Source organism: Streptomyces sp. NPDC056479 (assembly GCF_042795335.1).
Taxonomy (GTDB): domain Bacteria; phylum Actinomycetota; class Actinomycetes; order Streptomycetales; family Streptomycetaceae; genus Streptomyces.
Window position 1 is genome coordinate 109,659 of sequence record NZ_JBHTRZ010000008.1, and the last position, 26,567, is coordinate 136,225.

Here is a 26,567-nt window from a genome sequence, read left to right on the forward strand (position 1 = left end):
TGAATACGCTGTCGGAGACTATTTCCCGTCCAACGAAGGGGTCAAGGGCGATGTCGGCTGGCGAGACGGGCGGCGGGGCGCAGGTCAAGTCCGCGGTACGGACGGTTGAACTGCTCGAATACTTCGCCGGGCGCCCCGGCATGCACTCCCTCGCGTCGGTCCAGGAGGCCGTCGGATACCCCAAGTCCAGCCTCTACATGCTGCTGCGCACGCTCGTCGAGCTGGGCTGGGTGGAGACGGACGCGACGGGCACGCGGTACGGCATCGGCGTGCGGGCCCTGCTGGTCGGCACGTCGTACATCGACGGCGACGAGGTGGTCGCGGCGGCGCGTCCGACGCTGGACCGGCTGTCGGACGACACGACGGAGACGATCCACCTGGCCCGGCTCGACGGCACGAACGTCGTCTACCTGGCCACCCGCCAGTCCCAGCACTACCTGCGCCCCTTCACCCGGGTCGGCCGCCGCCTCCCGGCCCACTCCACCTCCCTCGGCAAGGCGCTGCTGAGCACGTACACGGACGAACAGGTCCGCAAGATGCTCCCGGAGACGCTCCCGGCGCTCACCGAGAACACCATCACCGACCGCGAGAAGCTCATCGAGGAGCTCCACCAGGTCCGCGAACAGGGCTTCGCCGTCGACCGCGAGGAGAACACCCTCGGCCTGCGCTGCTTCGGCGTCGCGATCCCGTACCGCACGCCCGCCCGCGACGCCATCAGCTGCTCGGTCCCGGTGGCCCGGCTGACGCCCGCGCACGAACAGATGGTGAAGGACGCGCTGTTCGACGCGCGGGACCGGCTGACGCTGGCCACTCGTAGGCTCTGACTCCATGGATGTGGAACTGCGCGCGGTGCACGACAGCGATCTACCCGTCTTCTACCGGCAGATGAACGACCCGGAGGCCCTGCGCATGGCGGCCTTCACCCCCAAGGACCCGGCCGACCGGGACGCCTTCGACGAGCACTGGAAGCGGATCAGGTCCTCGCCGGACGTCCTGCGCACGATCCTGGCCGACGGTGACGTGGTGGGGAGCGCGGCCGTGTACGGGGAGCCAAGCGAGCGGGAGGTCACCTACTGGGTCGACCGCGCCTACTGGGGCCGCGGTATCGCCACGGCGGCCCTGCGCGCACTGCTCGCCGAGGTGCCCGAACGCCCGCTGTACGCACGGGCGGCGGCGGACAACGAGGGCTCGCTGCGGGTGTTGCGCAAGTGCGGGTTCCGGGTGACCGCGCAGGCGCGGGGCTTCGCGAACGCGCGGGGCGAGGAGATCGACGAGCTGGTCCTGGCGTTGCAGGACTGAGGCCCTCTCCCCCGCACGGCGGAGGCGGATCACCGTCGCGCAGGAGGTGCCCCCCGTCGTCCCGCGGGAGCGTGGAGGCATGACGCAGACACTCGCTCATCCGCAGGTGGCCCCCGCCGTCGGCGCCGACCGGCCCCGTCGGCTGCTGCGCGCCGTCGCGATCGCCTCCTGTGTGCCGTACCTCGCGCTCAAGGCCGCCTGGATCGCCGGGAGTCACCTCGGGATACCGCAGGGCAGCACGCTGCTGGAGCACCGCGGGAGCATGGCCGTCGCCAACGGCGTCACCGTCCTCCTGGACGGCGCGGTGATCGTGCTCGCGCTGGTGCTGACCCGGCCGTGGGGGCTGCGGGCGCCCGCGTGGCTGCTCGGGCTCCCCGCATGGGTGGCCACCGGGCTGCTCGCGCCGATCATGGCCGGGTTTCCGCTCCAGCTCCTCGTCGACCTGCTGGGCGGATCCCCGGCGGCCTCCGTCGGCGGTGATGCCGAACCCTTCCTCGACGCCTGGGTCTTCGGGGTCGTGTACACCGGGTTCATCTTGCAGGGACTCACCCTGGGCGCCTTGTTCGTGCTGTACGCACGCGACCGCTGGGGCGGGTTGTGGGAAGGGCGGGTCTGGGAGCTTCCGGTCGGCCTCATCGGGCCGGCCCAGCGTGCCGTCGCCGCCGCTGCGGCCGTGTGCGCGCTGCTGCCGCTGCTGACCCACCTCCTGTGGGCGTGCGGCGGCACCGCCGGGCTCGACGAGCGTCATGTCACCGGCCGCAGCAGTGGCTTCTACGTCATGGAGGCCCTGTCCGCCGTGTTCCTCGCCCTGGCCGTCACCGGCGGCCTCCTCCTCGCGTTCCGGCGCGGCCGGGCGCTGCCGGTCATGGTGCCGCTCGCCCTCGTCTGGGTCGGCTCCGCCGCCACGGTCTGCTGGGCGGGCTGGCTGTCGCTGGCCCCGCTCACCGACGTCGCCGACGACCCGGCACCGCTCATGAACCTCACCTACGCTGGTCAGATGATCGTCGGCATCCTCGTCGCCTGTCTCGGCGTCCACTTCCTCGCGGAGCGCTCCGCGAGCCGGAAGTCTCGTACGGCGTGACCGAGTTCGTCCGTTCCCTGTTCGGGCGGCGGGCGCGCCGGCGCTGGATCCATCTGATCCTCGGCGGCGCGCTCGCCATGCCGTACGTCTTCGTCGGCCAGCTCGTCGTCGGCCCCGCCACCGACTCCCGGTACGTCTTCAACGACCTGCCCCTCCAACTCCTCTCCTTCGCCGTGGGGTTGCCCCTGGCCACCCTCACCGCCGCGCTGTTCCCGCTGACCCGGTCCCTGGAGGCGGGTGCGGTGCGGTCGCTGTGCGGGGTGGACGCGGGTCTGCTCGCCCGGGGTCCGGCCCGGTCGCGGGCCGCGAAGGGGCGGGCGGCGGCCTGGTTCACGCTGCATCTCGGGTTCGGCGGGGTCATCGCGGGGATGTCGCTGGCGGTGCCGCCGTTCGCCGCTTTCCTCACCGCGCTGCCGCTGCTCGTCCTGTTCGGCGGCAAGCAGTCCGTCGAACTGCCCGAACCCCTGGAGCAGACCTGGGTGTTGGCGCTCGCGCCGGTCGCGGGCGTGGCGACCCTGCTCGCGCTCGCCGGCTGCGCGGCCGTCTCCGGTTCGCTCCTCGCCCGCTGGGCGCCCGCGCTGCTCGGGCCGACGCCGGAGGACCGGCTCGCGGCGGCCGAGGCGCGGGCCGCCGACCTCGCCGTGCGCAACCGGCTCGCGCGCGAGCTGCACGACTCCGTGGGCCACGCGCTGAGCGCCGTCACCCTCCAGGCGAGCGCGGCCCGCCGAGTCCTCGACAGCGACCCGGAGTTCGTCCGCGAGGCGCTCGCCGCGATCGAGGACACGACCCGGCGCACGGTCGGCGAACTCGACGCCGTGCTCGGCGTGCTGAGGGACGGCGACGCACCCGGTACGGCCCCGGCGCCCACCCTCGCCGCGGACCTTCCCGGCCTGCTGCGCCGCACGCGCGCGTGCGGTCTGCGGGTGACCGATACGGTCGGCGTCGACCCCGACGCGCTGCCGCCGGTCCTCTCCCGCGAGGCCTACCGCATCGTGCAGGAGGGGCTGAGCAACGCGCTCAAGCACGCCGGTGACCGGACGGCGGTGACCCTGCGGATCGAGACCGCCGACGGGCACCTGGTGATCACCGTCGACAACCCCGTGGCGCTCACCCCCTCCTGCCGTCCCGGCGGCGGCCACGGCCTGCGCGGTGTCGCCGACCGGGCGCGGCTGCTGGGCGGCACCGCGGAGGCCGGCCCCGCGCACGGGACGTGGCGCCTGCACGTACGACTGCCCATGAAGGGACCCGCATGACGACCCCGCCCCTCCGGATCGTCCTCGCCGACGACGAACGCATGGTGCGCACCGCCCTGCGCGCCATTCTCTCCGCCGAGCCGGACCTGGAGGTGGTCGGCGAGGCGGCGACCGGGGCCGAGGCGGTGGCCGTGGTGCGGGAGCTGCGGCCCGACGTGGTCCTGATGGACGTACGGATGCCGGAGATCGACGGCATCCGGGCCACCGAGCAGATCCTGGCCACGCTCGACGCACCGCCCCGGATCGTCGTCGTCACGACCTTCGAGAACGACTCCTACGTGTACGACGCCCTGCGCGCCGGAGCCGCCGGGTTCCTGCTGAAGCGGGCGGAGGCCGACGCGCTCGTCCAGGCCGTACGGCTGGTCTCGCACACCGACACCCTGCTCTTCCCCTCGGCCGTACGCGCCCTCGCGGCCGAGCATGCGCGGGCGTACCCCACGCCGCCGCCCTGGGTGGCGCGGCTCACAGCCCGGGAGCGCGATGTGCTGCTGCTGATGGCGCGGGGCCTGACCAACGCGGAGATCGCACGGCGGATGGACGTCGGTCCGGCGACCGTGAAGTCGCACGTGGCGGCGGTCCTGGCGAAGACGGGCACCCGGGACCGCACCCAGGCGGTCATCGCCGCTTACGAGGCGGGCTTCATGAACGCGCGATGAGAAAACGGGGCGCAAGGGAACGATTGCGGCCATCCCGATCGTCCTCTCGGGTGGGATGAACAAGACGATCAGGCGGGCGTCCGTCTTCACGCTGCTTCTGGTGTTCGCTCTGCTGGTCAGGGCGACCTGGGTGCAGTTCTACGAAGGCCAGGCCCTCGCGGACGACAAGGACAACCGGCGGAACACGATCGCGCTGTACAGCGAGCCGCTCGGCAACATCGTCGTGGGCGGCGACGCGGTGACCGGCTCGGCGCCCACGAAGAGCGGTGACCTCGCGTACAAGCGGACGTACACGGACGGCTCGCTGTACTCGGCCGTGACCGGCTACAGCTCACAGGCGTTCGGAGCCACCCAGCTGGAGGGCATCTACCGGGACCTGCTGGACGGCACCGACAACCGTCTGAAGAGCCCGCTGGACACGATCACCAACAAGCGGTCCGACCCCGGCAATGTGATCACGACGATCGATCCGGACGTGCAGAAGGCGGCGTACGACGCGCTCGGCGACAAGAAGGGCGCCGCCGTAGCGATCGACCCCACGACGGGGAAGATCCTGGCGGTCGTCTCGACTCCGTCGTACGACCCCTCGCGGATCGCCACGGGCGACTCGGACGCCTGGAAGCAGCTGACCAAGGACGCCGAGAAGCCGATGACGAACCGCGCGCTGCGTCAGCCGCTGCCGCCGGGTTCCACGTTCAAGCTGGTCGTGGCGGCCGCCGCGCTGGAGGACGGGCTGTACTCGTCGGTGGACGACAAGACGGACAGCCCGGACCCGTACCCGCTGCCGGACTCGAGCGACGAGCTGGGCAACGAGAACCCGTCCGCCCCCTGCGAGGACGCCTCGATCAGGGTCGCGCTGCAGTACTCCTGCAACAACGTCTTCGGGAAGATGGCCGTCGACCTCGGCCAGGACAAGGTCCGGGAGATGGCCGAGAAGTTCGGCTTCAACGACGACGCGCAGGACGTGCCGGTGCGGGCGTACGAGAGTGTCTACCCCTCCGACATGGACCGGCCGCAGACCGCCCTGTCCGGCATCGGCCAGTTCGACGTCACCGCGACCCCGCTGCAGATGGCCATGGTGTCCGCTGCCATAGCCAACGGCGGCAAGCTGGTCTCGCCCCACATGGTGTCGCAGATCACCGACGGCGGCGGGGATGTGTTGGGGAACTACGACGACCAGGCCGACACGCAGGAGACCGTCAGTTCCGACACGGCAGAGCAGCTCCAGTCGGCGATGCAGACGGTCGTCGAGGAGGGCACGGGCACGAACGCGCAGATCTCGGGGGCGACGGTGGGCGGCAAGACGGGCACGGCCCAGCACGGCGAGAACAACAGCAAGACGCCGTACGCCTGGTTCACGTCCTACGGGAAGACCGACGGCAAGGAGGTCGCCGTGGCGGTCGTCGTGGAGCAGTCGAACGCGGCGCGGTCGGAGGTCAGCGGCAACGGACTGGCCGCGCCGGTCGCCAAGGCCGTGATGGAAGCCGCGCTCAAGAAGTGAGCGCGGCTCCCCGCCGCGCTGCTACTTCACGCCCAGCACCTGCTCGATCGGATTGATCGCGAAGTACACCAGGAACAGCGCCGCGGTCCCCCACATCAGCCAGTGGACCTCCTTCGCCTTCCCGAGCACCGTCTTGATCAGCACGAAGGCGACGAAGCCGGCGCCGATGCCATTGGTTATCGAGTACGTGAACGGCATGACGGCGATGGTCAGGAACGCCGGAATGGCGATCTCGTACGTGTCCCAGTCGATGTGCTTGACCTGGGTCATCATCAGGAAGCCCACGGCGACCAGGGCGGGGGCGGCCGCCTGGAGCGGGACGATGGTGAGCAGCGGGGTCAGGAAGAGGGCCAGGGCGAAGAGGCCGCCGGTGATGAGGTTGGAGAAGCCGGTGCGCGCGCCCTCGCCGACGCCCGCCGCCGATTCGATGTAGGAGGTCGCGGAGGACGACGAGGCCGCACCGCCCGCGGCGGCCGCCGCACCGTCGATCAGCAGCACCCGGCCGAGGTTCGGCACCCTGCCCTGCTCGTCGAGGAGACCGGCCTCGGCGCTTATGCCGACGACCGTGCCCATGGTGTCGAAGAAGTCGGACAGGACCAGCGTGAAGATCAGCAGGACGACGGTGATGGCCGTGGTCTCGCCGAACGCGCCGAACAGACTGAAGTCGCCGAGGAGTCCGAAGTCGGGGGTGTCGACCAGCTTGTCGGGCCACGCGGGTGTGGTCAGGCCCCAGACCTTGATGTCGGCGATCGAGTTGATGACCATCGCCACCACCGTCATGGTCACGATGCTGATGAGGATGGCGCCCTTCATCCTGCGGGCGAGCAGGGCGATCGTCAGCAGAACTCCGAGGCAGAACACCAGGATCGGCCACCCGGCGAGCTGACCGGCGCCGCCCAGCTGAACCGGCACGGTGGTGTTCGCGGCGTCCGGGATGCGGCTGACGAACCCGGCGTCCACAAAGCCGATGAAGGCGATGAACAGGCCGATGCCGACGCTGATCGCCTGCTTGAGCGGCTGCGGGATGGCGTGCATGACGGCCTCGCGCAGCCCGGTGACCACCAGCACGCAGATCAGCGAGCCTTCGAGGACGACCAGGCCCATCGCGTCGTCCCATGCCATGAGCGGGGCGATCTGGAAGGCGACGACGGCGTTCAGGCCGAGACCGGCGGCGAGCGCGAGCGGGAGGTTGCCGCCGACGCCCATGATGATCGTCATGACGGCGGCCACCAGGGCGGTGGCGGTGGTGAGTTGGACGGCGTCCAGCTGGTGGCCGAACTTGTCCTTCGCGCTGCCGAGGATGATGGGGTTCAGGACAAGGATGTACGCCATCGTGAAGAACGTGGCGAAGCCGCCCCGTATCTCACGGGCGAAGGTGGATCCCCGATCCGAGATCTTGAAGTACCGGTCGACGCTGTTCACGCCCGGCGGCGGGGCACTTGACCGGTCGGCCACCTTCTGGGATTCGGACATGGCGGTAGCTCCTTGTTGCCTGATGGATCGATGTGCGGATGCTGGCTGGATTGTTCCCACGTTGAACGCGTTTCAGGTTTTCTCCGTGTTACGGAATCGACGCTGCTCACGTGCGAGGTATCACACCATGTTCGAGACCTCGTACGAATCAGGCATTCGATCACTGCTACGCTTCCGGACCGCGCCGGGTGATCGCGAAATGATCGCCGGACCACCACATGTCATTCACAGCCACAGCGCAGGCAGGAGGGGTCGCCCGTGGGCACGGTCGTCGACGACGCCGCCTCCGTGGAGTTCCATGCCTTCTTCGAGCGCCACTACGCCGAACTCTCCCGGCTGGCCCATCTGTTGACCGGTGAGGCGGACGCCGCCGACGATCTGGCCGCCGACGCGCTGCTGGCACTGTGGCATCGCTGGGACCGGGTGCGCGCGGCCGACCATCCGGTGGCGTACGCGCGCGGGGTCGTCGCCAACCTGGCCCGCACCAGGATCCGCAGCGCGGTACGGGAGCGGAGGCGGGTCGCCCTGTTCTGGTCGCAGCGCGAGGAGAAGACGGAGAACCCGGACGTCGCGGGAGTGGTCGACGTCCAGGAGGCGTTGCGTAGACTTCCGTTCCGCAAACGCGCCTGTGTGGTGCTGCGGCACGCGTTCGACCTGTCCGAGAAGGACACGGCGCTCGCCCTGGGCATATCGGTCGGTACGGTGAAGAGCCAGACCTCCAAGGGGATGGCCGAGCTGCAACGGTCGCTCGGTACGCAGGGCGCTCCGCTCAAGGTGCATGCGGCGGCGATGGTCGCCCGCACCGGGGGCGCCGGAGGAGGGAACCGATGACGCGGCGGGACGTGCACGACGAACTGCGCGCCCGGCTGCACCATGCGGCCGAGGCGCACGAGCCCGACCGCGAGCGGATCCTGGCCCGCGTCGAGCGCGGCATGGCGGAGCAGACCCGCCCCGACCACCGGGCCACCCGTCCGCCGGTGTACGGCTGGTTCCGGGTGGTGACCGCCACGGCCGCGGTCGCCGGTGTTCTCGCGGTCGGTGGCTACGCGGTGGCGTCCGCCGTGAAGGACGACCGCCCGCAGCAGTCGGTGGCCACGTCGCCGACGCCCACCCCGTCCCCGGACTCGACGAGCCGCGCCCCGGTCCCGCCCGCCCCGTCGGCGGACCCGACGCCGAAGCGGACGCCGGAGTCCCGCGGGACGAGCGAGCCGCCGCCTTCGACGCCGAGCGCCACTCCCGCGCCGCCCGCGGCCAGCGGCGAGGAGGACGGCCCGCTGTGGTCGGACGGCTCGGTGGACCCGCACAGCAACGACTTCTGGGCGCAGAGCAATCTGACCCTGAGGACGAGCGGGCGACTCACCGCGCTCACCGTGCGGTTGAAGATCGCGCAGACCGGCGGGGTCACCTCGACCGGCGCCTGGCGCTCGCTGCCGGAGGACGACTTCACGCTGACGGTCGAGGAGCAGGACGGCTTCCTCGTCTACACCTGGGTGCTGAAGGAGGGCCGTCCGGTCCGTGCGGGCGAGTGGGTGTTCGCGGGGCAGTACGACCATGAGCGCGGCGGCCGGGACGCACAGGGCGACAGCTATGCGATGACGGCGACGGCGGACGGCGAACAGCTGTCCGTGGCGGGCGACTTCGCACCGCACGACGACAACGGCGCGGCGGCCGACGGGGATTCGTAGAAACGAATCCGACGGGACCGGCAACCCATTCCTCCCGCGTGGCGACCAGGAGACGCAAGGATCCCCTCCACGCAAGGAAACCGGTTCATGACAGCACAGGCTGAACAGCGCGTCCGGCACCGCCGCAGGCCCACCGGGCGGCGGGCCGTGATCGCCGGCGTCTCCGCCCTGGGCATCACCGGCGCGGCCATCGTCACCACCACGTCGCTCCTGACCACCGCCGGCGCGGCGGCATCCTGGCCGACGGAGAACGGCAGCAAGCCGGTGTCGAAGACGATCCCGGTGTCGGGCACCTACGACGGCGGGCTGACGAGGTTCTACGGCACCGGCGACCTGGGCGGCAGCGGCCAGGAGGAGGGCCAGGACCCGATCTTCGAGCTGGCCGACGGCGCGGTCCTCAAGAACGTCATCATCGGCACCCCGGCCGCGGACGGCGTCCACTGCAAGGGCTCCTGCACGCTGCAGAACGTGTGGTGGCTGGACGTCGGCGAGGACGCGGCCACCTTCAAGGGCAAGTCGTCGTCGGCCGTGTACACGGTGTACGGCGGCGGCGCGAAGAACGCCGACGACAAGGTCCTGCAGTTCAACGGCGCGGGCAAACTGGTCGTGACCAAGTTCCAGGTGCAGAACTTCGGCAAGCTGGTGCGCAGTTGCGGCAACTGTTCCACCCAGTACAAGCGCACGATCATCATCAACGATGTGGACGTCACCGCGCCCGGCAAGTCGATCGTCGGCGTCAACTCCAACTACGGTGACACGGCCGCGCTGCGCAAGATCCGCATCCACGGCGACAGCGGCAAGAAGATCAAGACCTGCACCCGCTTCGAGGGCAACAGCAGCGGCAAGGAACCGAAGGAACTCGGTACCGGTGCGGACGGAACCTCCTGCAGGTTCTCCTCATCTGACATCACGTACCAGTGAACACACTGGTAGCGGGCCTGCCGGCCTGAGCCCCCCTTCGGCCGGCAGAACGGGACGCCCCGCCGGTGACGGCCGACGGGGCGTTCGCCCTAGTTCATCGTCGAGCCGATGCTCGTGGAGTCCGTCGTCAGGAAGGTCGTCGTGGGCAGCGCTCCGTCCGCCTTCCGGGGGCCGTACGCCGACGTCGCGTCGGTCGACCTGAAGGGCGGGGTGACCACCCCGTTGTCCCAGTTGTTCGCCGCCGAGACGCTCGAAGCGCCCAGCCTCGCCGGCCCCTTCCCGTTGCTCACGGCGAGATTGCGGGCCGGCCGCGCCGTTCCGGTGGCGAAGTAGAACCCGGTCTCGGCGTTGGTGTACGCGGTGTTGCGGTCGAGGGTGATCGCCCCGGTGTTGGAGTTCTCCGTAAAGCCGTGCAACGTGTTGTCCCAGGCCGCGTTGTTGTTGACCACATGGGCCACCGAGGCACCCCCGCCGCCCAGCTTGAACCCGTTCCCGTTGCCCTCGAAGGACGGGTCGCTCCAGCGGTTCTTGCCGTTGCCGAAGGCCCAGGTGTGCTCGATGGTGACCGGAGAGGAGAACTGCCAGAGGTCGAGGCCGTCGTCCGAGTTGTTGTAGAGGCGTGCCCCGGTGATCCGGTTCCCCGTCCCGGAGCCGAACTTCACGGCGATCCCGTCGGCGTTCTGCCCGTGTCCGGCGGGATCGTAGTTGCCGTAACTGTCCAGGTTCTGCACGAGGTTGTCCGTCGTACCGTCGCCGCGGAGCGTGAAGCCGGAGTCGCCGTTGTTCGCGGTGACGAGGTTCTCGAAGACGCCGCCCATGGACGACGTGGCGACGAAGCCCTGAGCGGGGGAGTTGACGAAGGCGATGTTCCGGACGGTCCAGTAGTCGCCGTAGATCCCGGCCAGCCAGGAGCCGTCGGGCAGCTTGGACCCGTCGATCCGCACCTTCTCACCGCCGTAGGCCTGGAGCGTGATCCGGGCCGAACCGGTGCCGTTCGCCGTGGACTTGAGGGTGGCCGACGGGGTGTACGTGCCGCCGCGGACCTGGATGGTCGTACCGGCGGTGGCGCCTGCCACGGCCGACTCCAGTTGCCCGGCGCTGGACACGGTGACCGTCGTCGACGCGGCTTGGGCGCCGTCTTCGGACAGGCCGAGGTGGACGCCGCCCGCTCCCGCGGCCACGGCGATCGCGGCGGCGAGGGAGAGGGTGCGGGTCCGGCGATGGCGTCCGGTGCTGTGACGCACGGGGCGTTCCTTTCCTTGGGGACGGGTCGCACTGCTGTCGTCGCCAGGGCCGGACGAGGTTGCCGTGCCTCAACGAAAGCGAGCGAAACTTTCGCTGTCCCTCATCCCCCACTCACCGATTGACGTGCTGTTTCCCGCTGGTGACACTCCGAAGGCGCGCACCGCCCCGCCAGAAACTCAGGTTCCGCCCACCCAGGAGCACGACCCGTGAAGCAGCCCCAGTACGCCGGCTATCTCTTCGCCTACTTCACCGGCGAGGGCACCGCCGACGGAGAGCAGATCCGCTACGCCCTCAGCCGGGGCAACGACCCGCTGCACTGGCGGGAGCTGAACCAGGGCAGGCCCGTGCTCACCTCCACCATCGGCGAGAAGGGGCTGCGCGACCCGTTCGTGATCCGCTCCCCCAGGGGCGACCGGTTCCATCTGATCGCCACCGATCTGCGCATGTACCGCGAAAGCAGCGGCAGTTGGGACGAGGTGCAGCGGCACGGCAGCAAGTCGATCATGATCTGGGAGTCCACCGACCTGGTCCACTGGACGGACCGTCGGCTGGTGAAGGTCGCTCCCGACAACGCCGGCAACACCTGGGCGCCGGAGGCCCACTGGGACGACTCGCTCGATGCGTACGTCGTCTTCTGGGCGTCGAAGCTGTACGCCGCCGACGATCCCGACCACACCGGATCGACGTACAACAAGATGCTGTACGCGACCACGAAGGACTTCCGCACCTTCAGCGAGCCGAAGGTCTGGGACGACCCCGGCCACTCGGTCATCGACTCGACGGTCGTGAAGCACCAGGACACCTACTACCGCTACACCAAGGACGAGCGGGACCCGAGCTCCGCCGGCCCCTGCTCGAAGTTCATCACCGCGGAGAAGTCGACGAGCCTGACCGACACGTCGTACGACTTCGTCGCGGACTGCGTCGGCAGCGGCGCGATGGAACGCGGGGAGGGGCCGACCGTCTTCAGGTCCAACACCGAGACGAAGTGGTACCTGTTCATCGACGAGTACGGCGGCGGGGGTTACGTCCCCTTCGAGACGACCGATCTCGACTCCGGCAGGTGGACCCCGTCGACCGACCACCAACTGCCCGCCAGTCCCCGGCACGGCACGGTCCTTCCTGTGACGCGCCAGGAGTACGACCGGCTGCTGGCCGCGTATCCCGAGAGCCCGGCCTCGATCGTGGACGCGACGGCCGAGGACCAGAAGGGGTACGCCGTCGTCACCGACTCCGCCGCCAAGGTCGTACTGCCGATGCGGCCGGACGCCGATCTCGCGCGCCTGGCCCCGAGGCTGTGGGCCGGTGAGGGCGCGACCGTCAGCCCGCGCTCCGGCACCCGGCGCGACTTCCGCAAGCCGCGGACGTACACGGTGACGGCGGCGGACGGCAGCGAGCGCGCCTGGACCGTCGAGGCCGTCCGCACCCGCAGCCCGATCCTTCCCGGCCTCAACGCCGACCCGGATGTGCACCACCTGGGCGGCGATTACTGGATCTACCCGACGACGGACGGCTTCCAGGGCTGGAGCGGGACCCGGTTCAGGGCGTACTCGTCCAAGGACCTGGTCCACTGGCAGGACCACGGGGTCGTCCTGGACCTCGGTGGGGACGTGAGCTGGGCCGACCAGTACGCGTGGGCGCCGGCGGCAGCCGAGCGCGACGGCAGGTACTACCTCTACTTCTGTGCCGAGCAGCAGATCGGCGTGGCGGTGGCCGACTCCCCCGCCGGCCCGTTCAAGGACGCCCTGGGCAAGCCGCTGGTGGCGAAGGGCGGGGCCTTCAGCGGCCAGATGATCGACCCAGCGGTCTTCACGGACGACGACGGCCAGGCGTATCTGTACTGGGGCAACGGGCACGGTTATGCCGTCCCGCTGAACGACGACATGGTGTCGTTCGACGCGTCGAAGGTACGGGACATCACCCCGGACAACTTCCGTGAGGGCTCCTTCGTGATCAAGCGGAAGGGCACGTACTACTTCATGTGGTCCGAGGACGACACCCGCAGCGAGAACTACCACGTCGCCTACGCCACGGGACCGTCCCCGCTCGGCCCGTGGACCGAGCGGGGCACGATCCTGCACAAGCGCCCCGAGTACGGGATCCTCGGCACGGGCCACCACTCGGTGGTGAACACCCCCGGCACCGACGACTGGTACGTCGTCTACCACCGGTTCGCCCTCAACGGCCCCGGGCGGCCGGGCGGTGACGGCATGCACCGGGAGACGACGATCGACCGCCTGGAGTTCGCTGCCGACGGCACGATCGAGCCGGTGGTGCCGACGCTGGAGGGCATCGAGCCCGTGCGGCGCTAGATCTGGATCAGTCCATCGTCGCCCCGATGGTGGTGCTGCCCGTGGTCAGGAACGTGGTCACGGGCAGCGAGCCGCCCGACTGGCGGGCGTTGTAGGTGGTCGAGGCGTCGGTGGACCGGAAGGCGGGCGTCGAGATCCCGGAGTCCCAGTTGTTGCCGGCCGAGACGGCCGAGGAGCCCTTGCTGACCTGGCCGGAGCCATTGCTCACGGCCAGGTTCTTGCCGAGCCGGGCCGAACTCGTGGCGAAGTAGTAGCCCCACTTGCCATTCGCGTACGCCGTCGTGCGGTTGATGACGATGGCGCCGGTGTTGGAGTTCTCGGTGAAACCGTTGCCGGCGTTGTCCCAGGCGGCCGAGTTGTTGACGACATGCGCGACGACCTCGCCGTCACCGCCCAGCTTGTAGCCGTTGCCGTCGCCCGCGAACGCGGAGTCGGACCAGCGGTTCCTGCCGTTGCCGAAGGCCCAGGTGTGTTCGACGGTGACGGGCGAGGAGAAGGACCAGAAGTCCAGACCGTCGTCGGAGTTGTTGTACAGGCGGGCCCCGGTGATCACATTTCCGGTGCCGGAGCCGAACTTCACGGCGATGCCGTCGGCGTTCTCGCCGTGGTTGGCCGGGTCGTAGTGGCCGTAGGAGTCGATGTTGCGGACCGTGTTGTTGACGGTGCCGTCGCCGGTGAGCGTGAACCCGGAGTCTCCGCCGTTGATGGTCTTGATGTTGTTCCAGTTGGTGCCGGTGCAGGACTGGCAGACGACCGCGCTGTCCGGGGAATTCTGGAAGGTGAGGCCCGAGACGTTCCAGTAGTCGGCGGTCAGCTTGAAGATCCAGTCGCCGTCGGGGAGGTTCGAGCCGTCGATCTTCACGGTCTCCGAGCCGTACGCGGTGAGCGTGACCGGCGAGGACGAGGTGCCGTTGGCCGTGGACTGCAGGGTGGCGGTCGGGTAGTAGGTGCCGCCGCGGACCTGGATGACGGTGCCGGCGGTGGCGTTCTTGAGGGCGTTGGACAGGTCGGTCGAGTTGCTGACGACCACGGTCGCGGCCTGGGCCTGGGTGGGGAGCACGGCCAGGCCGGTGCCCAGGGTCAGGGCCGCCAGGGCGGCGAGGGCAGTACGACGAGACATGGAATGCGGGTCCTTTCGTCGTGGGGTGCGGGAATTCGCAAGGGGTTGGTCAGGGGCGTTCATACGGCCGCCAGTCGCCCAGGTAGGCCCGCGTGGTGTGCGCGCCGGCCTCCGCCGACGTCAGTTGCGGCCGGTTCTCCGGGACCGAAATGACGGCTCCTGGACCGGAGTTGGCGTATTCCCCAAAGCGCATGGTCTGCCAGGGATAGGCGTCGCGCATGTTGGTGTACGGCGCGATCGGGTCGATCCCCGGGCCGATCCACGAGTCCCGCACGACGAGCGAGGGCCAGGCCGTCGTCTCGTACGACGGCACCCAGGGCCGGGCCAGCTTGTACGCCCCGTCCTCGGCACCGGAGGTGATGCGGGAGCGGACGGCCAGGATGCCGTGGGGGTTGGCGCGGGCCGTGGACGGGGCGAAGACCATGCCTTTGGGGACGAAGTCCACGTCCCGCCGGAGCGTGCGGAAGTGGCAGTCCTCGAAGACGGCCGTGGCCCGTCCGAAGACGAAGTCGACGTCGCCCTCGATGTGACAGCGGTGGAAGTACTGGCGGTCGAAGGCGTCAAGCGCGCTCGTGTCGACGAAGAGGGTGTCCTGGTGGGCGAGGAGGCGGACGTTCTCGAAGGACGACCGGTCGCCGGTGAGGTACGCGGCCACCGCCTGCGTCCCGGTGATGTCGGGGTGGTCGGCGCGCAACCAGTCGTTGGCGAGGGTGAGATCGCGGACGGTCAGTCCGGGCGCGGCCGAGGTGAAGGTGGCGGAGCCTGCGGTGCCGTGGGTGCCCGAGCCGTCGGGCTTCTGGGTGCCGTTTGCGTTGTCGTAGACGATGACGGCGTCCCACGGGTTCCCGGTCGCGCCGCGCAGGGTCAACTCCGCCTTGTCCTGCGGGACTTTCACCACCTCGCGATACGTCCCCGGGTGCACGACGATCGTCCGGCCGGGGCCGTCCACCGCGTCCACGGCCGCCTGCACGGAGTCGCCGGGCCGGACGTGCAGCATCCGGCGAGCGCGGGCGGCGAGGACAGGGGTGGTGCCTGCGACGGTCGGTCCGCCGGCGATCCCGGCGGCGAGGAGAGTGCGTCTGCGCATGTCAGCGGCACTCCTTCCACGGCGTCCAGTCCCCCAGGTACGCCTCGCGGGTCGCCGACCCGGCCTGCTCGGCGGTGAGTTGGGGCCGGTTGGCGGGGACGATGACGACCGCGCCTGGGCCGGTGTTGCGGTACTCGGCGAAGCGCTGGTCCTGCCACGGAAAGTTGTCCGACATGTTGGTGTAGGGCGCGAGGGCGTCTATGCCGGGGCCGAGGTGGGAGTCGCGGACGGTGAGCGACGGGCGGGCGGTCGGGTCGGAGCTGGGTACCCAGGGGCGGGCCAGCTTGTAGTGGGCGTCCGGCGCCTCGCTGCTGACACGGCTCCGGGTCACCAGGTGGCCGCGCGGGTTGGCGCCCGCGGTCGAGGGCGCGAAGACGAAGCCGTAGGGGGCCGACGACAGGTCGGTCCGGGTCAGGGTCCGGAAGTGGCAGTGCTCGTACACGGCCGTGGCCCGTCCGAAGACGAAATCGACGTCGCCCTCGGCATAGCAGTGCGCGAAGTACTGACGGGCGAAGACGCCGAGGGCCATGGAGTCGGCGTACAGGGTGTCCTGGTGCCCGAGGAACCGGCAGTGGTGGAAGGCGGACCGATCGCCCTGCACCTTGATGGCGACGGCCTGGGTGCCGCTGACGCCGGGGTGGTCGGCGCGCAGCCAGTCGTTGGCGAAGGTGATGCCACGGGCGGTGAAGCCGTCGGCCTGGACGAGGGTCGTGGCGGAGCCGGTGGTGCCGTGGGTGCCGCCGCCGGGCTTCGGGGTGCCGGCGGCGTTGTCATGGACGATGACCACGTCACGCGGGTCGTCGCCGGCGCCGAGCCAGGTCATCTCGGTGCGGGTGACGTCGACGGCGACCGTCTCGCGGTATGTCCCCGGCGCGATCACCAGGGTCCACCCGCTGCCGTTCCCTGCGATCACGGCGGCCTGGACGGAGGTGAAGTCGCCGTCGCCGGAGGGGTGGACGTAGAGGGTCTTCGGGGTCAGGCGGGCGCCGGGAGAGCCGTGGCGGCCGAAGGGGCGGGGCCGGGCGGATGCGGCTCGGGCGGGGGCCGACGTGAGCGCGAGGGCTCCGGCTGCGGCGCTCGCGGCGAGGAACCCCCTTCTGGACAGGGGCAGTTGGCGGTGGTGAGGCGAGGGCATGCGGGTGCTCCTTCGCGGGACGGTTCGTCCGGGGATGGCTGCCGGGAAGGGACGACTGTGCGCGCCCCTCCCCCATGGGGTCGGTCAGCGCAAGCGGCCGGCGCCCGCGCGGTGATCGACGATCCCGGGCACCGCCTTGGGGTTGTCGACCTTCGTCCGCAGGGTCGGCGTCCACCCGGCCCCCGACTGGAGCCTCTCGCCGGAGATCTCGGCGTTGTGGACGGCGATGAGGTCCGTCAGCCTGCCGTTGACGTAGTTGTTCTCGGCGGTGAGCGGTGCCTCGTTCCACTTCTTCAGCGCCTTGCCGACGCCGACCCCGGAGGCCAGCGAGAGGGCGTTGTGCGTGGCATACAGCCGGGAGGAGGCGCCGATGCCGAAGACGTACGCGAAGTTCTGGCCCTTGGTGACGACGAAGTGGTTGTTGTACGCGTCGACCTGCCCGAACCGCACGCGCGGCGCCCGCTCGACGATCCCCTCGAAGCGGTTGTGGTGCAGGGTGACCTTGAGCTTGCCGGTGTCGGTCGAACCCGCGCTGTCGCTGTTGCCGATCAGCATGGTCTTGTCGTGATCGGAGAACGCGTTCCAGGACACCGTCACACGGTCGGCGCCGCGCACCACGTCGAGGAGCCCGTCGTGCTGCTGGTAGACCTTGCCGAAGTACGACGGCAGGGAGCTGTCGGGGTAGCGGCCGTCGGTGAGTGTGTTGTGGTCGATCCACACATGGGTGGAGCCGTACACCACCACTCCGTCGTACTCGGAGTTCCAGGCGCCGGTCTTGTTGTCGTCGGTCGGGTCCCACTGGGGGAAGCAGTCGATCGGGGCCTCGATGGTGAGGTTGCGCAGGATGACGTTGTCGACGCCCTTGATCTGGAGGCTGCCGCCGAGGATGCCGGAGCCCTTGCCGACCCCGACGATGGTGGTGTCGGCGGGGACGTTCGCCTTGATGGCCTTGTCCTGGTCGGCGGCGGACGCCGCCCGCAGTTCCTCCTGCGCACCGCTGACGGGGTTGTCGTGCCCCCACACCGCGGGGTCGTAGTCGGCGAGGTACCGCTGGAAGTCGTAGCCCTCGGCGGCGAAGGCGTCACACCCCTCCGAGACGGCGTCGATCATGCCCTTGACCTTGATGATCCTGGGCGCGTCACCGCCGTCGGCGAGCGCCTGCCGGAACTGTGCCCAGGTGGTGACGGTGTTGACGTGCGCGGCATCGGCGGCCGTCCCGCCGGTCGTGCCCGCACCCTCCGAGGCCCATCCGTCACCCGCGGCGAGGACCTCACGCCCGAGGTCCCGGCCGCCGGCCCGCGCCGCCCCGGTCCCGGTGAGGCCGAGCACCAGCGCGGTGCAGCCGACCAGAACGGCGACTCTGTTTGTGGCATGCCCATGCCATATCGGTGCGTTCATTGTGCGGCTCTCTCTTCCGAGGTCGGGGGGTTATGCGGTGGCGGTGGCCTGCGGCCAGGTGATCCAGGACTCCGGGATCTCTTCGTTCAGCCGGCACACGTCCCGCGCGTTCAGCACCCGCGTCCGCAGCAGCTCCCGGGCCGCAAGACGCGCCACGGCGATCGCGCCCGGCGGATTGAAATGCGTGTTGTCCTGCTCGGTGGCGGTCCAGTTGAAGTACGTCTTCGTGCCCTCGGCGCCGAGCTCCTGCCACAGCGCGAGCGACAGCGCCTGGAGGTCGAGCAGCGCGACGCGCTCCTCGCGGGCCAGCGCGCGCATCGCCGCCGGATAGTCGCCGTGGGTCGGCAGGGCGTTGCCGCCCGCGTCGAACCTCCGCCGCTCCACGGCGGTGGCGAACACGGGCCGAGCGCCGCGCGCACGGGCGCCGTCGACGTACAGCCGCAGATGGTCCTGATACGTCGACCAGGGCTCGGTGTACCGGGTCGGGTCGGTGTCCTTCTCGTCGTTGTGCGCGAACTGGATCAGCAGGAGGTCACCGGGGCGGATGGCCGCGAGAACGACATCCAGCCGCCCTTCGTCGACGAAGCTCTTCGAACTGCGCCCGTTCACGGCGTGATTGGAAACGGACAGCCGCTTGTGCAGAAAGAAGGGGAGCGCCATTCCCCACCCGGTCTCGGGGGCGGCGTCGGCAAATTTCTGGGCGGCGGTGGAATCACCGGCGATGAAGAGGGTGCGGTGGCTCTGACTCGCTTCGGCGGTACCGATGCCCGAGAGGGCGAGGGGAACGGCGGCGGCAGCCGCCACGGTGACCTGTCTACGGGTGAGCGACACAGGGGTGCCTTTCAACAGGGGATGGCTTTCCCTACCCAGGGGCGCGGGGAACTGCGCGACCAGCCACAAGACAACCCGCAGCCGGCCGCGCACAGAACCCCCGAACTCTCAGCCGTTACGCGACTTCCACTCGGCCTGAGCCTCATTCAGCTGACCGGCCATGGTGTCCAGAAACTCCTTCGCGCTCATGTCCCCGTTGAGCACCTTCTGGAAGTTCGGCTCGTTGTCGGCCTTGGAGATCGTGTTCCAGTCAGGCAGGTAGTACGGCAGCTGCACGATCGTCGTGGATCCGTCGGTCAACGCGGCCGCAGCCAACTTCGTAGGCTCGGCCTCAGAAATCCACGCGTCCTTGGCGGCATCGTTGTTGGACGGCACCTGCCCCGCGGCCTTGTTGAACTTCGAGTTCTCCGCGTGCGAGGTGGCGAACTCGATGAACTTCCAGGCGGCGTCCTTGTTCTTGGAGCTCTTGAACAGCCCCATCCCGTCAACGGGGTTGGACACCTGAACCCTTTTGCCGGCGGAGCCGACCGGCTGCGGAATCCCCCGGAACTTCTCCGTCCCCAGCGCCTTCACATGGTCCTGGTACGACCCGAGATTATGGTTCAGCATCCCGATCGTGCCGGAATCCCACTGGGCGACCATCTTGGTGAAGTCGTTGTTGAGGTCGGCGGCCGGCGTGACCTTCTTGAACAGCGCGGCGTACTTCTCCAGCGCGGCCACGTTCTTCGGGTCGTTGACGGTCGTCTTCTCTCCGCCGGCGTCCCAGAAGGAAGTGATGCCGGACTGGCCGTACATGGCGTCGAGCGCCTGCGCGATCGAGCCCGCCCCACCACGAATGGTGTAACCGAACTCGTTCTTGCCGGAGTCGGTCAGCTTCTCGGCGGCGGCGTAGAACTTGTCCCATGTGGCCGGCTCGTCCAGCCCCGCCTTCTTGAACAGGTCGGTGCGGTAGTACAGCACACCGTTGTTCGCGGAGGTCGGCACCGAGTACAGCTTGCCGTCACCGCCGCCGGCGGCCTTCAGCGAGGTGACCATGTCCTCGTTGAGCTTGCCGTTGAGCGAGGACTTGGCGAGCCGGTCGTCCAGCGGCTCCAGCGCGTTCTGCGCGGCGAACCCGGCGAGCATCGCCGCGCCGACACCGCCGACGTCCGGCAGGCCGCCGCCCTGGAGAGCGGTGTCCACCTTGGACTGGTAGTCGGTGGACGGGATCCCGACGTACTCGACCTTGATGTCGGGGTTCGCCTTCTCGAAGTCGGCGATGATCTCCTTCCAGATGTCGGTGCGGACACCGCCGTTGTTGTCCCAGAAGACGATCTTCCCCTTGCCGCTGCCCTCGGCGCCCTTGTCCCCGCCCGCACTGCTCCCGTCGTCACCGCAGGCGGTGGCGGTCAGGGCGAGCACGGCACTCAGGGCGACGGCGGCCGACGTGCGGCGCCCGCCTGTGCTGCTCCTGCGATTGCTGATCTTCATTGGTCGGCTCTCTCTTCTGGATCAGACGGAGATATGAAGTTGTGGGGGGTCAGTGGGTGCGCGTACGGCCGTCTCCTCACTCATCCGAGGCCGGCCCCGATCCACTTCTGCGGCCCGGAGAACCGCATCACCAGCGCCGGCACGGCAGCCGCCGGGTCCAGCCGGTAGTCGTAGAAGTCCCGTGGATCGAAGGCGCCACCCCACTCGTCCTGGCGCCCGCCGACGTTCTTCAGGATCGAGCCGCGCTCGACCAACTCGGCCGTCGCATCGGCCTGATAGGGATGCTGGACACCGTCGTAGTAACTGTTCTCGATGACCATCCGCGTCCTGCCGCGCGACCAGTTCCCGTACGTCCACGTCGGGTCGCCGTCGGCCACCTGGGCCGAGAGGTAGTTGTTGTACAGGTGCGCGTAGGCGCAGTTGTCGGCGGACGGATTGCGCTGCTTGGTGCCCGTGAACCAGTTGTGGTCGATGGTGATCTGCGTCTGGACATTGGTGGTCCAGCCGATCCCGAACGCCTTGTTGTGGTGGGTGAACCGGTTGTAGGAGACAGTGATGTACTGGCTGTCCTTGCGGATGTCGAGCAGCCCGTCGCCCATGTGCGTGAAGCGGTTGTGGTCGATCCAGACGTGGTCGACGGTGTCCATCTGGATCGCGTCGAAGTCGGTCGTCTTGCCGTCCCAGTCGCCCTCGACATACGAGTCGCGGATCGTCAGATTGCAGATGATGACGTTGCTCGTGCCGGGGTCGAGGTGCAGCTCGCCGTGCACGATCTCGCCGGTGTCGCCGACGCCGACGAGGGTCTTGTTCGACCCCACCACGATGTCGGAGCCGAAGGGCTCGACGTCGATCGCCCCCGACACACGGATGATGTACGGCTCCTCGGCCGCCGCGTACTTGGCGAGCGAGGCCTGGTCCGTGACCGTCACGACCTTGCCGCCCGCCCCGCCGGTGGTGCCCCCGGCAAGGGAGGCGAAGCCGTGCGGCCGCTCGCTCCAGCGATCGGCGGAAGCCGGGGTCGCCGTAGGACTCGCGGCCTTCGCCTCCCCTGTTGCGCCGAGGCACAGCGCGGCGACAAGGCCGAGCACGGCGGCCAGGACCTTGCCGTGCCCCGGTCTGGGCAAGCGCTTGCAATCTAGGTGCTGCGTCATTGCGGCTCCCAACAGGCTTACGGGTCAGGTGCGTTACAGAGGGTCGATCCTGAAGTTCGAGAAGGTTGCCGCGCCGGCGTGTCCGGTTCCGGCGGGGGCGAGAGCGAACAGGCCAAGCAGGGCGCCGACCCAGCGCCAGGGCGTGGCGGCGAACACCGGCCCCGAGGCACGCGGGCCGTCCCCGACGTCGTAGAAGAACCGGCATCGCGCCCCGGCCCCGACCTCGATCCGCAGCCGTACCCGGCCCTTGGGTGCGAGCCGCGCGTGATCGGCGTCCCGTTCCCTCTCGGCAACGGCCTCCGCGAACCGGTGAACGACCCTCACCTCGCCGTCGGCGCCGCGCTGGAGCCCGATCCAGCCGAACGCGTCCCCGAGCACCGCGAGCCCCGCCCGTGCCCCCGGCTCCTCGCTGTCCAGCCGCAGCTCGACCTCCGCCGCGCAGGGCGTGCCGGGCAGCCGCTGCGTGAGGACGTGCGGCAGTCTGCGCAGGTCGTGGGCGTCGGCCGAGCGGACGCAGGCCAGCCTCAGACCGTCGCCGGAGTGCTGGGTGGCCCAGCCGTCCTGGGGGTTGGCCGTCCATGACCACTGCCGTCCGAAGCGTCCGCCGGGGAAGTCGTCGTCGGTGGCGGGCGCGGCCGGCGGCTGCGGGGGCAGCCCGGGTTTCCGGTGGACGGCGACGGGGGCGCCGTCGGCCCCGAGCACCGGCCAGCCGTCCGTGCCCCAGCGCATTGGCTGGAGGTGGACGACCCTGCCGTACGCGCCGCGCTGCTGGAAGTGCAGGAACCAGTCCTCACCGGTCGGGGTGCGCACCCAGCCGCCCTGGTGCGGTCCGTTGACGTCGGTGTCCTTCTGTTCGAGGACGATCCGCTCCTCGTACGGTCCGAAGAAGGCGCGCGAGCGGAAGGCGCCCTGCCAGCCGGTCTCCACTCCCCCGGCGGGCGCGAGGATCCAGAACCAGCCGTCGTGCCGGTGGAGCTTCGGTCCTTCGAGGGTGAACCAGCCGGGGATCCGGTCGCCGTCGACGATCACCTTGCCCTCGTCGAGGAGTTCGGTGCCGTGGGGGTGCATGCGGTGGCCGGTGAGGCGGTTCTTCACACCCGACCGGGACTTGGCCCAGGCGTGCACGAGGTAGGCCTCGCCGGTGTCGTCGTCCCACAGGGGGCAGGGGTCGATCAGGCCCTTGCCGGCCTTCACCAGGTGCGGGCGGGTCCAGGGGCCGCGGATCTCGGGGGCGTTGACCTGGAGGATGCCCTGGTCGGGGTCGCCCCAGAAGATCCAGAAGCGGTCGTCGTGGTGCCGCAGGGAGGGGGCCCAGACCCCGCAGTCGTGGCGCGGGGCGGTGAACTCCCCCTCCGGCTCCAGGCGTTCCAGCGCGTGGCCGACCAGCGTCCAGTTGACGAGGTCCCGGGAATGCAGCAGGGGCAGGCCCGGGGCACGGCCGAAGCTGGAGGCGGTGAGGTAGAAGTCGTCGCCGACACGGACGACGTCCGGGTCGGAGAAGTCCGCGTTCAGGACGGGGTTCGTGTACGTCACTGGCTCACCGCCTTGCGGACCAGGGCCGCCGCCTCGAGCCGGGGAAGGCGTCCGTCGGCGACGACGGTGACGATCCGCCGGACGGCGGTCTCCCCCGGCGCGACGGCCAGCCGCTCCTCGGACGCCAGCGAGGACCCGACGCCCGGGTACTCCTCGGCGCGCACGAACCACGGGTCCTGCCGGGTCCGTTCGGTGGCCCCGGCGAAGACGAGCGTCCAGCTTCCCCCGCTCTCGGCCTCGCCCTCGCCCTCGCGGGCTGCGGACCCCCACCCCGCGAGGGCGACCCAGTCGGCGCGGGTGCCGTGCACGGCCGCCTCGCCCTCGCGGTCGACGGTGAAGACCTCCGGGGGCCGCTGCTCCTTGCGGGCCCGCCAGAAGAAGCCGCCGTAGGCCGCGCCGGGCCGTCCGTTGGTCGCCGGGCTGCCGATCGACAGCGGGCGCGCGGTGACGTTGGTGAGGGAGAAGGTGAAGTCCAGCGCCCAGGCCGTCGAGGTCAGTTCGGTGGCCGCGACCGTGCGGCGCTCGCGCAGCAGCTCGGCGCCGGCCGCCACCCAGCGCAGTTCCTCGACGAAGCCGTCCGGGTCGCGCAGCTGGAAGGAGGAGTGCCGCTGGGCGCCGTGGTTGTCGAGTTCGCTCGGGCCCTGGTCGCGGACATAGGTGCGCCCGCCCCAGAAGTTGGCCCCCTCGACGTCGGGGACGGCGACACCGACGCCGAGGTGGTGTGTGTGGTCGGCTGGACTCAGCTCGGTGACGGCCGTGCCGGCCAGGGTGGTGACGGGGTGCAGATACGGCCGCGGGGAGAGCCGGGGCGGGAGTTCCGGCCGGGTGACGTAGCGGCCGACCGGTCGGCCCGCGACGCGCAAGCCCGGGGTGTCGTGGGGGTTCATCAGGTGCTCACCACTTTCGTTCGTGCCGGGAGCGCCCAGGAAGCGCCCAGCTCGGAGTAGAGGGCGAGGGAGTCGGCGGCGGCCGCGACCAGACCGTCGATGCCGGGCACGACCCGGCGGTGCTCGTCGGAGAGCAGACGCCAGGCGTCGGCGGGCAGCGGGGTCGGGTCGGGGGCCAGTCGAATCGCTTCAACGACCCTCATGAAAGCGCCGGTCGCGTCGGGTGTGACCAGCGGGTCGGTGCCGTCGGTCAGGTGCCGGGCGAGGTTTTCCAGCAGGTCGGTGCGGCCGTACCGGAACTCCTCCGGTCCACGGTTCGCGCGCTGGAGCAGGACGCGGTCCTGCTTGTACCAGAAGGTGATCCGGCCTTGATCGCCGTGGACGACGACATAGGGCTCGTCGGGGTCCTCGGCGCACAGGGTGGCGGCGACGACGATCTGGGGGCCGGTCGTGGTGACGCGGACGCAGGAGGTGTCGTCGGACTCGATGGCGTTGGCCCGCAGCAGCTCGGTCTCGATGGCGGTGACGTCGTCGGCGCGCACGGTGCCGCCCAGGGCGAGCGCGGTGGCGACCGCGTGCGCGAGCGGGTTGGTGAGCACCCCGTCGATCACGTCGACGCCGTTCAGCCGGCGCTTGCCCGCCCAGGGCGCCCGCCGGTAGTACGCCTCGGGACGCGCCCAGGCACCCGCACCGCCGATGCCGGCGATCTCGCCGATCGCCCCCTCGGCCAGCAGCGTCCGGATCGCGGGCACGGCACCCGAGCCCAGCGACTGGAAGCCGATCTGACACACGACCCCGGCCTCGGCGACCCCGTCCGCCATGCGCCGGAACTCGGCGTAGGACGGGGCGGGCGGCTTCTCCAGCAGGATGTGCACGCCCCTGCGCGCGGCCGTCAGCGCCAGGTCGGTGTGGGTCGGGATCGGTGTGCAGATCACCGCGATCCTGGCGCCGGTGGCGTCGAGGAGGGCGCCGAAGTCCGCGGACTGTTCCGGCGTCCCGAGGCCCTCAGGGATCTCTTCGGCCGTCAGCGGGGTCAGTTCGCAGATCCCCGCCAGCCGCACGATGCCCTTGTCCTGGAGCCGGCGGATGTTGTCGAGGTGCCAGCGGCCGTGGCCGCGCGCGCCCGCGAGGACGATGGATACGGCGGTGCTCATGGGAACCTCCCTGCGCCCGCGCCGCGTGCCACCGCTCGGTCGGCCGCCGCGGCGCTGTCGATCTTTGTGTGCAGCGTAGGTTTCCAGCCGAGGTCGGCCGTGAGGTCTCGCTCGCTGCCCGAGTTGTAGGCGTTGTAGATGGCGAGCAGGTCGACCGGGTAGCCGTTGAAGAGGGTGCCGGACTGGTGGAGGGCACTGCCGTTCCAGCTCTTGACCAGGTCGGCGACCTCGATGTGGCCGGGCGTGTGGAAGGCGTTGTTCTCGGCGTGGATCGCCGACTCGGTCGACACTCCGACGGAGTAGCGGTAGTCGTGGGCGTCGGCCGGGACGACGTACCGGTTGTTGTAGAGGTGCACCTGCCCGAAGCGGACGCGGGGCGCTCGCTGGACGACGGACTCGAACGCGTTGTGGTGCAGGGTGACACGGAGCCTGCCGCGGTCGCCGGTGGCCGTGTCGCCGTTGCCGATGAGGATCGCCTTGTCATGGTCGGCGAACCGGCTCCAGGAGACGGTGACCAGGTCGGAGGCGTTGGTGATGTCCAGCAGCCCGTCGTGGCGGAGGTAGTTGCGGCCGAAGTACGTGGGCTCCCGCTCGTCCGGGTGACCCTTGTCGCTGAGGGTCACATGGTCGATCCACACATGGGTGGCGCCGCGCAGCCATATGTTGTCGTACGCCGTCTTCCAGTCGCCGAGGCCGCCTGTGTTGGGCTGCCACACGGGGAAGCAGTCGTAGGCGTCGCGCAGTTCGAGGTTGCGGACGATGACGTTGCTCGCGTCCTTGACCTGGAGGCTCGCGCCCTCGAGAACGGCGTCGTCGCCGAGTCCGACGATGGTGGTGTGGGAACCGACGGTCAGCTCGATCCGCTCGGCCTGCTTGGCCGCCGAGGCCTGCCGGGCCTCCTCCTGCGGGCCGCTGGGCTTGGCGGAGCCCCAGGTGCGCGGGTCGTAGGCGGCCAGGTACTTGGCCGTGCCGTAGCCGTCGGTGGCGTAGTCGGCGCAGTCCAGGTGGTCACCGTCGTCGTCGGTGTTGGCGTCGATGGTGCCGGCGATCCTGATGATCTTCGGGGTGGAGCTGCCGCCATCGAGGGCACGGACGAGCTCACCGCGGTTGCGTACGGTGAAGACGTGGGCGTCGTCGGCGGTGGAACCCCCCGTGGTACCACCGCCGGCCGCGGCCCAGCCGTCGTTGAGGGGAAGAGTCTCGCGGCTGATATCGCCGAGAGGGGCAACGCCCTCAAGGGGCGCGGGGAACTGCGCGACCAGCCACGACGGCGAAGCAGACGCTCGACCACCGATCGCGGCACTTCCAGCGGCGCCGGCGTGAGCAGGGACGCAGAGGAGCCCCAACAGCGCTGTCACCACAATCATGTGACGGG

Annotated in this window: 22 protein-coding genes and 1 pseudogene; 10 read left to right on the top strand and 13 right to left on the bottom strand. The window is 70.1% G+C overall.

Annotated elements, in window-relative coordinates; genetic code table 11:
• The first annotated feature begins 50 nt into the window (after positions 1-50).
• The 6 genes from ACFQ6S_RS29465 to ACFQ6S_RS29490 all read left to right on the top strand — a co-directional run bounded on the left by ACFQ6S_RS29465 (position 51) and on the right by ACFQ6S_RS29490 (position 5,790).
• Positions 51-824 carry an IclR family transcriptional regulator gene (locus ACFQ6S_RS29465; protein ID WP_004002235.1) on the top strand — a complete coding sequence of 258 codons (774 nt, stop codon included), beginning with the start codon at positions 51-53 and terminating at the stop codon, positions 822-824.
• 4 nt (positions 825-828) lie between these two features.
• Positions 829-1,299, top strand: a complete 471-nt coding sequence (locus tag ACFQ6S_RS29470) for a GNAT family N-acetyltransferase (RefSeq protein ID WP_383416184.1) — start codon at positions 829-831, stop codon at positions 1,297-1,299.
• Positions 1,300-1,378: 79 nt separating this feature from the next.
• Positions 1,379-2,380, top strand: coding sequence for a hypothetical protein (locus ACFQ6S_RS29475; RefSeq protein WP_383416187.1), 1,002 nt, complete (start codon positions 1,379-1,381; stop codon positions 2,378-2,380).
• The gene (locus ACFQ6S_RS29480) at positions 2,377-3,633 is read left to right on the top strand and encodes a sensor histidine kinase (protein ID WP_383416190.1); all 1,257 of its coding nucleotides are present in this window, start codon (positions 2,377-2,379) and stop codon (positions 3,631-3,633) included. Before ACFQ6S_RS29475 ends, ACFQ6S_RS29480 begins: the two co-directional genes overlap by 4 nt.
• Entirely contained in the window at positions 3,630-4,289 is a 660-nt protein-coding gene (locus tag ACFQ6S_RS29485) for a response regulator (protein WP_383416192.1), read from the top strand. The genes ACFQ6S_RS29480 and ACFQ6S_RS29485 overlap by 4 nt, the downstream gene beginning before the upstream one ends.
• 55 nt (positions 4,290-4,344) lie before the next feature.
• Positions 4,345-5,790, top strand: coding sequence for a penicillin-binding transpeptidase domain-containing protein (locus tag ACFQ6S_RS29490; RefSeq protein WP_383416195.1), 1,446 nt, complete (start codon positions 4,345-4,347; stop codon positions 5,788-5,790).
• A 21-nt stretch (positions 5,791-5,811) separates the two neighbouring features.
• Here ACFQ6S_RS29490 and ACFQ6S_RS29495 read toward each other — a convergent pair whose 3' ends face one another.
• Positions 5,812-7,263, bottom strand: a complete 1,452-nt coding sequence (locus ACFQ6S_RS29495) for an NCS2 family permease (protein WP_383416198.1) — start codon at positions 7,261-7,263, stop codon at positions 5,812-5,814.
• Positions 7,264-7,521: 258 nt separating this feature from the next.
• On the opposite strand from ACFQ6S_RS29495, the gene ACFQ6S_RS29500 reads away from it, so the two are divergent.
• The 3 genes from ACFQ6S_RS29500 (at position 7,522) to ACFQ6S_RS29510 (ending at position 9,869) form a co-directional block, all read left to right on the top strand.
• Positions 7,522-8,094: a SigE family RNA polymerase sigma factor gene (locus ACFQ6S_RS29500; protein WP_383416201.1), complete on the top strand. Its 573-nt coding sequence runs from the start codon at positions 7,522-7,524 to the stop codon at positions 8,092-8,094.
• On the top strand, positions 8,091-8,948 hold the full coding sequence (locus ACFQ6S_RS29505) for a hypothetical protein (RefSeq protein ID WP_383416204.1): 858 nt from the start codon (positions 8,091-8,093) through the stop codon (positions 8,946-8,948). Before ACFQ6S_RS29500 ends, ACFQ6S_RS29505 begins: the two co-directional genes overlap by 4 nt.
• A gap of 87 nt (positions 8,949-9,035) precedes the next feature.
• A complete protein-coding gene (locus ACFQ6S_RS29510) occupies positions 9,036-9,869 on the top strand; it encodes a pectate lyase (protein WP_383416206.1) in 834 nt (277 codons plus the stop codon).
• An 89-nt stretch (positions 9,870-9,958) separates the two neighbouring features.
• On the opposite strand, the gene ACFQ6S_RS29515 is transcribed toward ACFQ6S_RS29510, so the two are convergent.
• A complete protein-coding gene (locus ACFQ6S_RS29515; protein WP_383416209.1) occupies positions 9,959-11,113 on the bottom strand; it encodes a right-handed parallel beta-helix repeat-containing protein in 1,155 nt (384 codons plus the stop codon).
• 207 nt (positions 11,114-11,320) lie between these two features.
• On the opposite strand from ACFQ6S_RS29515, the gene ACFQ6S_RS29520 reads away from it, so the two are divergent.
• The gene (locus tag ACFQ6S_RS29520) at positions 11,321-13,426 is read left to right on the top strand and encodes a family 43 glycosylhydrolase (protein WP_383416212.1); all 2,106 of its coding nucleotides are present in this window, start codon (positions 11,321-11,323) and stop codon (positions 13,424-13,426) included.
• Positions 13,427-13,433: 7 nt separating this feature from the next.
• Here the strand turns inward: ACFQ6S_RS29520 and ACFQ6S_RS29525 are convergent, their stop codons facing one another.
• The 11 genes and pseudogenes from ACFQ6S_RS29525 to ACFQ6S_RS29575 form a co-directional block, all read right to left on the bottom strand.
• Positions 13,434-14,546 (bottom strand): chondroitinase-B domain-containing protein, encoded by a 1,113-nt coding sequence (locus ACFQ6S_RS29525; RefSeq protein ID WP_383416214.1) that lies wholly within the window; start codon positions 14,544-14,546, stop codon positions 13,434-13,436.
• A gap of 49 nt (positions 14,547-14,595) precedes the next feature.
• Positions 14,596-15,633 (bottom strand): pectinesterase family protein, encoded by a 1,038-nt coding sequence (locus ACFQ6S_RS29530; RefSeq protein ID WP_383416217.1) that lies wholly within the window; start codon positions 15,631-15,633, stop codon positions 14,596-14,598.
• A gap of 1 nt (position 15,634) precedes the next feature.
• On the bottom strand, positions 15,635-16,768 hold the full coding sequence (locus tag ACFQ6S_RS29535) for a pectinesterase family protein (RefSeq protein WP_383416219.1): 1,134 nt from the start codon (positions 16,766-16,768) through the stop codon (positions 15,635-15,637).
• A gap of 84 nt (positions 16,769-16,852) precedes the next feature.
• Positions 16,853-18,166, bottom strand: a complete 1,314-nt coding sequence (locus ACFQ6S_RS29540) for a polysaccharide lyase family 1 protein (RefSeq protein ID WP_383416221.1) — start codon at positions 18,164-18,166, stop codon at positions 16,853-16,855.
• A 30-nt stretch (positions 18,167-18,196) separates the two neighbouring features.
• Positions 18,197-18,997, bottom strand: coding sequence for a rhamnogalacturonan acetylesterase (locus ACFQ6S_RS29545; RefSeq protein ID WP_383416224.1), 801 nt, complete (start codon positions 18,995-18,997; stop codon positions 18,197-18,199).
• A gap of 108 nt (positions 18,998-19,105) precedes the next feature.
• Positions 19,106-20,467, bottom strand: a complete 1,362-nt coding sequence (locus tag ACFQ6S_RS29550) for an ABC transporter substrate-binding protein (protein ID WP_383416226.1) — start codon at positions 20,465-20,467, stop codon at positions 19,106-19,108.
• Positions 20,468-20,562: 95 nt separating this feature from the next.
• Positions 20,563-21,618 (bottom strand): annotated as a pseudogene (locus ACFQ6S_RS29555) (polysaccharide lyase family 1 protein); the annotation flags it as partial.
• A 33-nt stretch (positions 21,619-21,651) separates the two neighbouring features.
• Positions 21,652-23,151: a family 43 glycosylhydrolase gene (locus ACFQ6S_RS29560; protein ID WP_383416229.1), complete on the bottom strand. Its 1,500-nt coding sequence runs from the start codon at positions 23,149-23,151 to the stop codon at positions 21,652-21,654.
• Complete coding sequence (locus ACFQ6S_RS29565) at positions 23,148-24,038, bottom strand: PmoA family protein (RefSeq protein WP_383416232.1); 891 nt, start codon at positions 24,036-24,038, stop codon at positions 23,148-23,150. Before ACFQ6S_RS29565 ends, ACFQ6S_RS29560 begins: the two co-directional genes overlap by 4 nt.
• Positions 24,038-25,192 (bottom strand): Gfo/Idh/MocA family protein, encoded by a 1,155-nt coding sequence (locus ACFQ6S_RS29570; protein ID WP_383416235.1) that lies wholly within the window; start codon positions 25,190-25,192, stop codon positions 24,038-24,040. The genes ACFQ6S_RS29565 and ACFQ6S_RS29570 overlap by 1 nt, the downstream gene beginning before the upstream one ends.
• The gene (locus ACFQ6S_RS29575; protein WP_383416238.1) at positions 25,189-26,559 is read right to left on the bottom strand and encodes a polysaccharide lyase family 1 protein; all 1,371 of its coding nucleotides are present in this window, start codon (positions 26,557-26,559) and stop codon (positions 25,189-25,191) included. Before ACFQ6S_RS29575 ends, ACFQ6S_RS29570 begins: the two co-directional genes overlap by 4 nt.
• Positions 26,560-26,567: the final 8 nt, after the last annotated feature.

Bases quoted from the DNA above. Each gene is read 5' to 3' on its own strand.
- ACFQ6S_RS29465 (WP_004002235.1), top strand. From the start codon at position 51: ATGTCGGCTGGCGAGACGGGCGGCGGGGCGCAGGTCAAGTCCGCGGTA.
- ACFQ6S_RS29470 (WP_383416184.1), top strand. From the start codon at position 829: ATGGATGTGGAACTGCGCGCGGTGCACGACAGCGATCTACCCGTCTTC.
- ACFQ6S_RS29475 (WP_383416187.1), top strand. From the start codon at position 1,379: ATGACGCAGACACTCGCTCATCCGCAGGTGGCCCCCGCCGTCGGCGCC.
- ACFQ6S_RS29485 (WP_383416192.1), top strand. From the start codon at position 3,630: ATGACGACCCCGCCCCTCCGGATCGTCCTCGCCGACGACGAACGCATG.
- ACFQ6S_RS29490 (WP_383416195.1), top strand. From the start codon at position 4,345: ATGAACAAGACGATCAGGCGGGCGTCCGTCTTCACGCTGCTTCTGGTG.
- ACFQ6S_RS29495 (WP_383416198.1), bottom strand. From the start codon at position 7,263: ATGTCCGAATCCCAGAAGGTGGCCGACCGGTCAAGTGCCCCGCCGCCG.
- ACFQ6S_RS29505 (WP_383416204.1), top strand. From the start codon at position 8,091: ATGACGCGGCGGGACGTGCACGACGAACTGCGCGCCCGGCTGCACCAT.
- ACFQ6S_RS29510 (WP_383416206.1), top strand. From the start codon at position 9,036: ATGACAGCACAGGCTGAACAGCGCGTCCGGCACCGCCGCAGGCCCACC.
- ACFQ6S_RS29525 (WP_383416214.1), bottom strand. From the start codon at position 14,546: ATGTCTCGTCGTACTGCCCTCGCCGCCCTGGCGGCCCTGACCCTGGGC.
- ACFQ6S_RS29530 (WP_383416217.1), bottom strand. From the start codon at position 15,633: ATGCGCAGACGCACTCTCCTCGCCGCCGGGATCGCCGGCGGACCGACC.
- ACFQ6S_RS29535 (WP_383416219.1), bottom strand. From the start codon at position 16,768: ATGCCCTCGCCTCACCACCGCCAACTGCCCCTGTCCAGAAGGGGGTTC.
- ACFQ6S_RS29540 (WP_383416221.1), bottom strand. From the start codon at position 18,166: ATGAACGCACCGATATGGCATGGGCATGCCACAAACAGAGTCGCCGTT.
- ACFQ6S_RS29550 (WP_383416226.1), bottom strand. From the start codon at position 20,467: ATGAAGATCAGCAATCGCAGGAGCAGCACAGGCGGGCGCCGCACGTCG.
- ACFQ6S_RS29565 (WP_383416232.1), bottom strand. From the start codon at position 24,038: ATGAACCCCCACGACACCCCGGGCTTGCGCGTCGCGGGCCGACCGGTC.
- ACFQ6S_RS29570 (WP_383416235.1), bottom strand. From the start codon at position 25,192: ATGAGCACCGCCGTATCCATCGTCCTCGCGGGCGCGCGCGGCCACGGC.
- ACFQ6S_RS29575 (WP_383416238.1), bottom strand. From the start codon at position 26,559: ATGATTGTGGTGACAGCGCTGTTGGGGCTCCTCTGCGTCCCTGCTCAC.